General features: G+C 35.2%; 9 protein-coding genes. 1 reads left to right on the forward strand and 8 read right to left on the reverse strand.

Annotation, left to right across the window (positions count from 1 at the left end; genetic code table 11):
• Positions 1–223 precede the first annotated feature (223 nt).
• Positions 224–1,798, forward strand: coding sequence for a MucBP domain-containing protein (locus BMW29_RS10440; protein WP_143047358.1), 1,575 nt, complete (start codon positions 224–226; stop codon positions 1,796–1,798).
• Between the two features lie 96 nt (positions 1,799–1,894).
• Here the strand turns inward: BMW29_RS10440 and BMW29_RS10445 are convergent, their stop codons facing one another.
• The 8 genes from BMW29_RS10445 to BMW29_RS10480 form a co-directional block, all read right to left on the reverse strand.
• Positions 1,895–2,659, reverse strand: a complete 765-nt coding sequence (locus tag BMW29_RS10445) for a class II aldolase/adducin family protein (RefSeq protein ID WP_092653141.1) — start codon at positions 2,657–2,659, stop codon at positions 1,895–1,897.
• Positions 2,660–2,689: 30 nt separating this feature from the next.
• The gene (gene deoC, locus BMW29_RS10450) at positions 2,690–3,400 is read right to left on the reverse strand and encodes a deoxyribose-phosphate aldolase (protein WP_092653143.1); all 711 of its coding nucleotides are present in this window, start codon (positions 3,398–3,400) and stop codon (positions 2,690–2,692) included.
• Between the two features lie 37 nt (positions 3,401–3,437).
• Positions 3,438–4,262 (reverse strand): PTS system mannose/fructose/sorbose family transporter subunit IID, encoded by an 825-nt coding sequence (locus BMW29_RS10455; protein WP_092653145.1) that lies wholly within the window; start codon positions 4,260–4,262, stop codon positions 3,438–3,440.
• Entirely contained in the window at positions 4,259–5,080 is an 822-nt protein-coding gene (locus BMW29_RS10460) for a PTS mannose/fructose/sorbose/N-acetylgalactosamine transporter subunit IIC (protein ID WP_092653147.1), read from the reverse strand. Before BMW29_RS10460 ends, BMW29_RS10455 begins: the two co-directional genes overlap by 4 nt.
• An 18-nt stretch (positions 5,081–5,098) precedes the next feature.
• Complete coding sequence (locus tag BMW29_RS10465) at positions 5,099–5,596, reverse strand: PTS sugar transporter subunit IIB (RefSeq protein WP_092653149.1); 498 nt, start codon at positions 5,594–5,596, stop codon at positions 5,099–5,101.
• Between the two features lie 8 nt (positions 5,597–5,604).
• Positions 5,605–6,255 carry a pyrophosphatase PpaX gene (ppaX, locus tag BMW29_RS10470; protein ID WP_092653151.1) on the reverse strand — a complete coding sequence of 217 codons (651 nt, stop codon included), beginning with the start codon at positions 6,253–6,255 and terminating at the stop codon, positions 5,605–5,607.
• 17 nt (positions 6,256–6,272) lie between these two features.
• A complete protein-coding gene (locus BMW29_RS10475; protein ID WP_092653153.1) occupies positions 6,273–6,695 on the reverse strand; it encodes a PTS sugar transporter subunit IIA in 423 nt (140 codons plus the stop codon).
• 143 nt (positions 6,696–6,838) lie between these two features.
• Complete coding sequence (locus tag BMW29_RS10480) at positions 6,839–9,484, reverse strand: sigma 54-interacting transcriptional regulator (protein WP_177165748.1); 2,646 nt, start codon at positions 9,482–9,484, stop codon at positions 6,839–6,841.
• Between the last annotated feature and the right edge of the window lie 355 nt (positions 9,485–9,839).

Consider the following 9,839-nt stretch of genomic DNA (forward strand, 5'->3'; position numbering starts at 1 on the left):
ACAATTTGATTAAAAAAATCAGTGAATTCCATAACAATTAATCTAATAAATAGAATTATAAAAAAAAATATAGTATACTTTTCACATCAAGTTTTTTTAAATGTTTATTTAAAAATAATCACTACAAACTGTTAGTTTATATATAAATATTTTTTTCAAAACATTTCGATTTAATTTTATAAATAAGTATACGGAAATACAAACGAACGAAAAGGAGCTCATTATGAACAAAAAAATCCTGCTATTCACTACATTTCTTTTATTAGCTGGAACAATTATGCCAGTTTTAGCAACTGAAACTACACCCGAAACAAGAGCTGAAGTTACGCCTCCAACAGATGACCTGCGTCATGTATCCAATATGTTTGTTGATCCTGGTCATAAATACATTGCCTATAACGGAGCTGGTGAGCTAGATTTATTTTTATATAGTAGCCAAAAAACCCAGTATCTAAGCAATATGTATGTCATTTTACCACAAGGCTTAACGACTAGCGGTGGAATAGATGCTGTTCAAAATGCTGTTTCCAAATACTCTACTGGTCTGAATATCCATAATGGCTCTTTATCTGTAACGCAGCTAGCCAACACAACAGATGGCAGAGAGGTCTATCAAATAAGCCCAAGTACTGGTGCTTTCATTACTGCTGGAGGGCATGATGAATTTTTAGCTTTAGAATTTCCAGTAAAGGCGGCCTCTAAGGATTCAGGTTTAACAAAAGTTACTTTTAACGCAAATACACTAGCTGAGATTGGACGTAATGTCTTATTTATTGGAGCTGATAACATAAAGTTTGATACAAGCGTTAGTTCCTATCCAGAGGTAAATGCAACCACAATTGGTATCAACGGAGCTGATAGTATAGTTCGTGGCATCGTTTTAAATGGTATACAGCGTGAAATTACTCTTTTCACACCAAAAGTTTCAGATACTTATACTGTTTATGACAATGCAACGAATGAAGTCATTACCACGAAAACCTCTACTGGATTATCAGGTGAGCAGTATTCACGCATCGGTTTGGTAGATACCCTTGCTTCATTAGGTTTAGATGCCAGTATTTATGATGAAAAATCTTTGACAATTGACTCAGGTTCTTTCAGCGACTCTATCGAATGGGTTCCGCAAAAAGCACTAACAAATAACCCTGATGAAATCTTAAGCGGCAGTAATTATCGTATTTTCGTTAAACGTTTCGGTAAAGATGTTACGGTAAAATATGTAGATGAAAATAACAATGAGATTGCAGATAGCATCACTTTATCAGGAAATATCGATGACGGATATACTTCTGAACAAAAAGCAATTACTGGCTACACGTTTAAAGAAGTGCAGGGCAATACAACAGGTACATTTACAGACGACGAACAAATCATCACCTATATCTATACCAAAGATATTGTAAAAGCAGCCCCTGTTACTGTTCATTATGTTGATACAGAAGGTCAGAAACTTGCTGAAGATATTGTGTTAGATGGTAATGTTGGAGAGCGGTATGAAACTGAACAGCTAACTTTCAATCACTATGACTTTAAAGAAGTTGAAGGCTCTATCTCTGGAGAATTCATAGATAAAGAGCAAGAAGTCACTTATATCTATGCAAAAATTGAAGAAAATATTGTTATTCCTCCTTCAGAAAATAATGAACCTCCTAAAAAACAAGAAGAGGCTGCTTCAATCGCTCGTTTACCAGAAACAGGAGAAAAAAATAGAAGTTTTATCGGATATGGTCTCATTTTAGTTCTGATAGCTAGCTTCCTCATTGTTAATAGAAAAAACTTTTTAAAGAATGAATAATCACTTTTCTATTGCTTCATTAAAAAACCACGAAAATCTAAATTTTAGGTCATTTCGTGGTTTTTTTCTGTCTCTATTGAACAATATTTGCGATCTTTAATCCCCGCCAGCGCCGCCTAAAACAGCATCATTCCATAAGGCTTTGCCGTTGATCACATCTTCAACTGTTCCAATCTTAATTCCTTTAGAATGGTAGCCATCCATAATACCCAATTTTTGGAAAATTGTTTGCTTATAGGCAATTTCAGCATTCCATTCTACAGTATCAACAATTGATAAAGCTTTATGCAGCGCTTCTAAACCATCTGCTCCAGGAGTTGTTACAAGAATGCCATGGCTATCTAATAAGAATTGATAAGGTAATTCTTCCCCTGCTTCTCTTAAAGCTGTTAGCTTTTCACTAACAATTGCTGCTAATTCTTCTGAGCAGTTTGGCTCAAAGTCTAACACTTTAATTTGACGAACCTTTTGGGTTGCTTCTGTTAAATTGGGCATATTCAAGCCTGAAGATGCCCAAAACATAGCATTTGGTGCATGAGAATGGAAGACACACTTGATTTCTGGATTTGCATCATAAGCTGCTTCATGCATATTAATTTCTCTAGTTAGAGAACCCTCACCTGCTAAAATTTTTCTCGTATGAGGCTCGACCACTAAGATTTGCGAAGGTGATAGGTCTCCAAAATAAGCCTCAGACATCATTGTTGGTGTCATGATAATGTATTCTTTACCCGCTTCGTCTGTTGTTTTAAAGCTGAAATTACCGCCTGCCACATTTGTTAGCTTTCTTGTAAATGCCATTTTAACAATATTGGCGAGATCGATTCTTTCTTCTTCAAAAATCATTCTTCCTTTTGCCAAGTGGATCTCCTCCTCTATTTTGCTTGCTCTTTAAATTTCAATAAAATCTTGTTTGTTAGCTGTCATTTCAGCTGTTAATTCTTTTAATATTTGAATACCTGAACTGGTACCAATACGTTCCGCACCATGTTTAATCATCGCTTTAAACGTTGCCGCATCACGAATCCCACCAGCAGCTTTGACTTTCACTTGTGAGCCTACCACTTGTTTCATCAATGCTACATCTTCTAAGGTTGCGCCACTTGGTGCCATTCCTGTTGAGGTTTTAATAAAGTCTGGTTTAACAATTTTGGCTATTTCTGCTATTTTTGTGATTTCTTCTTTAGTTAAATAAGCATTTTCAAAAATAACTTTAGAAATGACCTTGTTCTTCTGACAAAGCTTAACAATTTCAGTCATTTCTTCTTGAATATAGTCAAAGTTGCCATTTTTCACTTCCGTTAAGTTAATCACATAATCAATTTCAGTTGCACCATTTTTAATAGCATCTACTGTTTCATAAAGCTTTGAAGCCAGGCTTGTTTGTCCTAGTGGAAAACTGATTGCTGCGCCTACATTAACATCTGTGCCTTTTAAAAATGCCGCACATACCTGCGCTTGTACCTGATTGATTGCCACCATTTTAAAATGATAGTCTTTTGCTTCCGTACATAATGTTTCCATTGCTTGACGGTCAGCATCTGCTTTTAAATTTGTATGATCAATCATACGGCTAAGCTGATCTAGTGTATACTTTCCCATGAAGATCCTCCTTTATAAACCTAAATCGTTGTTATTTTTAAACAATTCCTGCAACACCTAAAAGAAGTGCTAAAACAAAAATCGCTAACATTACCCAGTTGACATTGACTTGTTTTTTCAATAGGTAGAAACAACCAATTGTAACCAATAAAGGAACTAAGCCAACAAATAATTGATCTAAATAGTCTTGAATTTGAATCGGATCGCCACCATCAATTGTAATCGCGAGGATGGTCTTAAACTTCACATTGGTTGCTGTCATACAACCCATCATCATTAATCCTAAGGTACTTGCAGCCTTGGTTAATATTTTCATCCCACCACTTGAGTACACTTTTTCAATAAAAGTTGATCCTAATGAGAAGCCTGCATAGGTCATATAATATCTGATTGCAATCGCTGGAATATTATACATTAATAAGAAAACAAGAGGGCCTAGGATAGAGCCTGACATAGATAAGCTAATCCCTACACTAGCCGCTACAACACGTAAAATTCCTTGGAAGAAAGTATCACCAATCCCTGATAAAGGGCCCATTAAAGAAGCTTTTACCGCTGTAATTGATTGTGCATCAAAATCTGGTTTTTCACTTTTTTCTTTTTCCATTGAAGCTGCTAGCCCAATGATAAAGTTCCCAATATGTTGACTACAGTTATACCATGCAGTATGGCGAACCAATGCTTCTGCTTGATCTTCCTGCTTGTCATGATATCTACGAATGGCTGGAATAATTGAAAAGGCAAAGCCACTTGCGTGAAACTTAGTTGGTCCCATTCTATCGGCATTTAACGGAAATGAACGCCAGAAAATGGAATTGAGCATCTTTTTATCTTCTTTTGATAAATCTTTTGTCATTTTCATGCGAAAAAGTCCTCCTCTTCCTGATCTTTAACACTTAAATCGCTATTTGTAGCTGCTGCAACTTTTTGCTTCGCATTTTCAATACGTAGCATATCACTGTCTCTTACAGAAGTTGCCACTACAATTACTGCACCAATACAAGCAACAGCGATTGCTGGTAATTTTAAATAAACGGTTAAAACAAAACCTAATAAGTAAAATACAGCTAATTTATTGTCCCAAAGCATTTTCATTAAAATCGCAAATCCTACTGCTGGTAATAAACCACCAGCTGTTTCCAACCCAGCCATTAAGCTCTTAGGAATATTATCCACTAATTGTTGAATCGGTTTGGTTCCTAAAACAACACCTAAGAAAGCCATAAATGAATAGATACCATAGTAGATAAACCAAGTGAAGAAGTGTAAGAAGGTAACCCCTTTTTGATTATTTGATTCTGCAAATCTGTCAAGAATTGGTGCAAATAAAGTCATAATACCGTTTTTCATGAATAATAGAACAAATGCTGCTAACACACCAATCGGAATCGTTAAAGTCACAGCCGCTTGCTGACTAATATCTGTTACGACTGAAAAAGTAACAGCTAAAACTGTTGCAATGGCTGGCTCTGAAGAAATAACGCCACCAACGTTTACCGCTCCCATAAAGACCGCTTCTAAAGTTGCTCCAATAATTAATCCTGTTTGCACATCGCCTAACATCAATCCTGCAACCGCACCTACTACAATTGGTCGGTCCATCATACTACTACCAGTGATGTAACTACCTGCATAACAAAGGAACATACAGAGCATTGCTAATAACGCTTCTTTTACCATTTTTTTACTTCCTTTCGTTTAAATGTTATTGAGTAATTGATCAATTGTTTGCACAGCCGAAGTTGGCAAACCTTGAGAAAAAACTTTGACATCTTTTAATTCGTTTAATTTTTTTAATGCTTCAATTTCTTCTGGATTCAAAGCAATTGCTGAGCTTAATCTAACAATTTGGCTTTTATCTGTTTTATCAAAACGTCCTGCATTTGCAACATTGACTGCTTCAATATCCTGAACATTTTTAGCAATTTCATAGGCATCTTTCACACAATTCGTTAATACAAACATACGCATTTCTTTGCCTTTTGGATTATTTAAAACTTCAATTGTGTCTTCAACCGAACGAATCAATAATTTTTTACCAGTCGGTACAGCCATTTTTAGTGTCATTTGTGTGACTTCATTTGCTGCCGCTTCATTATTTGCTACCACAATCCCAGAAGCATTTAACTCTCTTGTCCAAACTAATGCGACTTGTCCATGAATCAGTCTGTCGTCTACACGTAATTGTACAATCATCTTTCACACTACCCTTCTTTATTTTCTGCCTTGACCAGTTCTAACAGCTGATCCATTGTCTGAATCGTGACCGTTGGATTGTAAGGCTCCATATCAGCTAAACTTTTTTGAGACCATTCAACAAACACACTACGAATGCCTGCATTATTAGCTGCTTCAATGTCTTGCCAATTATCTCCCACCATGATGGTTGTGGCTTTTTCAGCTTGAATCTCACTCATCCCTTTTAAAATTGGGTCTGCATGAGGCTTATGTACAGGACAAGAATCTCCGCCAATCACCACATCAAACACATCTGATAAATCAAAAAGTTCAATTCCTTTGATGACCATTTTCCTTCTTTTAGTGGAAACAACACCTAACATGATGCCTTGTTTTTTTAAAGCCCTTAACACAGTTGCTACATTTGGAAATAAGTGCACCATTTCATCATGGTGTTCCCCATTAAAGGCACGATAAGCAGCTAACATTTCTTCTGCCTTTTCAGGATAGATTTCTTTGTATACCTGAATTAATGGTGGGCCATTAAAAGGCTTCACTTCATCCTCTGTATATTGATGCTCACAGTATTGATTTAAGGCATGCATATTTGATTGATTAATCAAATCATTGCTATTTAACAGGGTGCCATCCCAATCGAATAATATTGTTTGAATCATCTTTTTTGCTCCTTTAATTAGTCAAAAAAATTGTCTTCACTTTCTTCTGCTACTAAACTTTCAGTTAAAACCAATTTAACTTGGCTTTCATCGATTAATTCTTGTAGACGTTCTGTTGTAATCTCTCCTGCTTCAAGCACAACAGACAAAATCACCGCTAAATTCATTCCAGTAATGACATGAATATTTTGTGAGGGATGAGCCGCAACTGCTACCATCACTTTTTGATTCACACTTCCACCATATAAATCAGTAAAAATAATTGCTGTGTCCTCCACATGAAGCGTTTCAATGAACTGCTGAATCTTGATTGTATAATCCACTTCGTCAATATAAGCATCAATCACTTCAATCTGATTGCCCATTCCTGTTAAAATATCAACTGAATTTTGAATACCACTTGCCATTTTTCCATGTGAAGCCACTAAAAACTTTTTCATTTTAGTCCTCCTTTCTTTTCTTCTTATCTTTCTATATTGCAAGTCTCGTGCCAACTTTTTTTCTTATTTTTTCCTGCTATGACGCGTTTTATGTGTTTAAAAAAAGTGTTTAAAAAGAAAATTCTTTTTAAACACTTCATATTTTAGCTTACCGCTTTAAATAATTCATACAGCAAACTCATTTCATATTGATTGACTTTTACTTGATACATGGATTCAATTTGATGGAAAAATTTTCTTGAAATGGTTAAAAATTCTTGCTCCTCTGAGCTTTCACCAAAATCACCAATCGCATCAGCTTCTTCTCGGTCTAAAATCAAGCGTTCGACTAATAGTGCAATATGCATATATAGGTTAAGCTTTACTTTTCCATCTAAGTCTAAATGATAGTGATTTTCATATTTAGCTAAAATCGTCTCCACTTGCTCTAGCACAACCGTTGGATTTAAAAACTGTAACCTTTCGCCGACACCTTCTAAAGAGAAAAAGTGTAGTAGCTCTTGCATCATTTTTTCATAGGCTTCTTGATTCACCCAACGTTTAATTAATTGATAGAAGCGTTTTGCGCCTTCTTTATCCCAAATATCATAAATATTTAAAAGGGGAATGGTAAATTCTTTAGGAAGATTCGTTGTCGTAATAATAAACTGGGTTTCTTTAAAATAATGCTCATCATTTTCTGCGATTAATTCCTTTAATGTCGCATAGTCTAGTGTTAAGGAAGTAATATCTTGTCCTAGATAACGGTTGATAATTTCCTGAATTCTTTCAGAAATCCCTAAGCCTGACATACAGGAAATCAAAATATTTTGAGATTGGGCAAAGCCTTCATAGTATCTTGCTGAAATTTCATAGTCTGTTGCACTTTGAGAAATTTCCTTAAAGCTAGCATGACTCATCATTTTTAGCCCAATATCTAAACCAATTGCAGTGGTTAAGTTATTAATCACTAAGAGATCGCCATCTAAATATTTATTAATAGTGGTATATAACTGATTCAAGGAACCCATATCTACTAGCAAGATAAAGCCTTTACTGGTATCAGTTTCTTTAATCAATTTAATGGCCTCTTCACTAATCTCCTGTACAGTGGTTTCAATCGGCATATCAATTGCATCAAATACATAATTGCCACATAACTGGTTGACGACTTCTTGAATACTCGTAGCTGTTGCTTTTCCATGAGCTAAAATCAAGCCATGTAACTCAATACTTTCATCCACAACTTCTGTCAGCAAAATCGCCAAAATACAAATATAGCTATCTAAATTCTTGGTCATTTTCCCTGATAAGCTTTTTTCAAAATAGGTCGCAATATGATAGGAGCGGGATTTTTCTTTAAATAAAATTTGGCGGACATTTAATAAAAGGCGATCTTCTAAGTCATTTAAGCGTAAAAAATGCCCTAAGATTGCTGAAATTTGTTGGCTATTGGGTAAGCCAAAGCGTTCCCCAATAATCTTTCTAATTTCTTCAACTTGGATTTCTTCTAAAATCTTTTGATTTTTCTTGCCGTACAACGCTTCATTATTTCTGACAAAATAGCGATAATCAATATCCTGTAACCTAGCGACATATCTTGAAAAATCAATCTTTTTATACTTGATATACTCATCAACAATTTGCTGCCATAAACGATGCAATTCTGTTTGAACAACAAAAGATGCATTCGCGTTTTCAACTTGATATTTCTTTTTAAAATCTAAGAAGATTGGTTTATTTAGTGATTTATCACTTGGAATATGCCTGGTAATGCGGCCTATTTCCAATTCTTGTAGCCCAATTTTTAAGGTATCGGATTGACTTGTCCGTTTAAACGCTTTGGCACAGCTAACTTGGATATTATTTCTTAATTTCCCAATATTGCCAGGAAAAACATGGAAGCAAAGGATATTTAAGACTTCCGGCTCAATCTTTAGATTACGCTGAATCCGATGTGCTTCTTCTAAAAATAGAAATTCGACTAATTGTAAGCGCTCATAAAAAGGTCTTTCCTCAAAATTGCTTAAATGAACGGTCACAGGCACCCGCCTATTGAAGGTTTCTAGCAGCACTTTCTTAGGATCCTCAGTTGTTGCAAAAATAAAATGAACATCCGAGCGGGTATCCTCAACATTTTCACCTAATGGACGGAATTTACCGGTATCCATAAAAGTAAAAAGCTTTTCTTGGTTTTCACTAGATAGTCTATGTACTTCATCTAAGAATAAATACCCACCATCTGCTTCTTTTAATAAGCCAATTTTCCGATGATTCGCACCAGTAAAGGCACCTTCCACATGGCCAAATAATGCTGAGGAAAGTAATTCTGGGTTGTTGGCATAATCCGCGCAATTGAGCACATAATAAGGAGCATTAGAAGCAATTACCTGTTGCTGCCTGGCAAATTCATGAATTAAAGAGGCAAAATAGCTTTTTCCAACGCCACTATTTCCGGTAATCAAAATATTCAAGCCTTTGGGCGGATATAAAACTGCTGATTTACATTTTTCAACTGCTTCTTTTTGACTACCTGAAGCACCAATAAAATGTTCAAAAATATCATCTTGAGCGGATAAACCATCTTCTAATGGCAACACCGGCTCTGTTATTGCACGCCATAAAACTGGTTTTCCTGCTTGCTTTTCCACACGTTTTTCTTGTAACAACTGATTTAAATATAAACTTGTAACTGATCTACTTAAGCCCATTTCATCGCTAATTTCTTGTGTTGTAAAGCCAACTTTAGATTGACTTTTTTGGTAGTTCTCTAGAAAATGGCCGACTTGGTCTTTGGCTGTTTTTTTCATCTCTTTACCCATCCCCTCTCTCATACTGGATTTCTCAGCTTCATTATAGGAGGAAAATTTTGAAATGTCTATGTGAAAAATAATGGCTTCTTTTTGTTAAAGGATAAGCTATTCTATTAATGTCGACTATTTTTAACACTAAATTCTCTTACCGATTTTGTTATATCAACATATTTTTAATCGCTATTTTGCTACAAACAATCACATCTGCTACAATGAAACAAATAGAAATTACATAAACATATCCCTTAATTTTTAGAAAGAAAGACTAACTATATAAAGTCAAGCCAATATACTGAAAAATGAGTAAGCAGAATAATAGAAATAAGTGCACAACAAATAGACCTTGCTAAGC

Origin of the sequence: Isobaculum melis (assembly GCF_900111355.1) — a bacterium.
Classification (GTDB): Bacteria; Bacillota; Bacilli; order Lactobacillales; family Carnobacteriaceae; genus Isobaculum; species Isobaculum melis.

Coding starts and splice junctions, on each gene's coding strand:
- BMW29_RS10440 (WP_143047358.1), top strand. CDS start 224: ATGAACAAAAAAATCCTGCTATTCACTACATTTCTTTTATTAGCTGGA.
- deoC (WP_092653143.1), bottom strand. CDS start 3,400: ATGGGAAAGTATACACTAGATCAGCTTAGCCGTATGATTGATCATACA.
- BMW29_RS10455 (WP_092653145.1), bottom strand. CDS start 4,262: ATGAAAATGACAAAAGATTTATCAAAAGAAGATAAAAAGATGCTCAAT.
- BMW29_RS10460 (WP_092653147.1), bottom strand. CDS start 5,080: ATGGTAAAAGAAGCGTTATTAGCAATGCTCTGTATGTTCCTTTGTTAT.
- BMW29_RS10465 (WP_092653149.1), bottom strand. CDS start 5,596: ATGATTGTACAATTACGTGTAGACGACAGACTGATTCATGGACAAGTC.
- ppaX (WP_092653151.1), bottom strand. CDS start 6,255: ATGATTCAAACAATATTATTCGATTGGGATGGCACCCTGTTAAATAGC.
- BMW29_RS10475 (WP_092653153.1), bottom strand. CDS start 6,695: ATGAAAAAGTTTTTAGTGGCTTCACATGGAAAAATGGCAAGTGGTATT.
- BMW29_RS10480 (WP_177165748.1), bottom strand. CDS start 9,484: ATGAAAAAAACAGCCAAAGACCAAGTCGGCCATTTTCTAGAGAACTAC.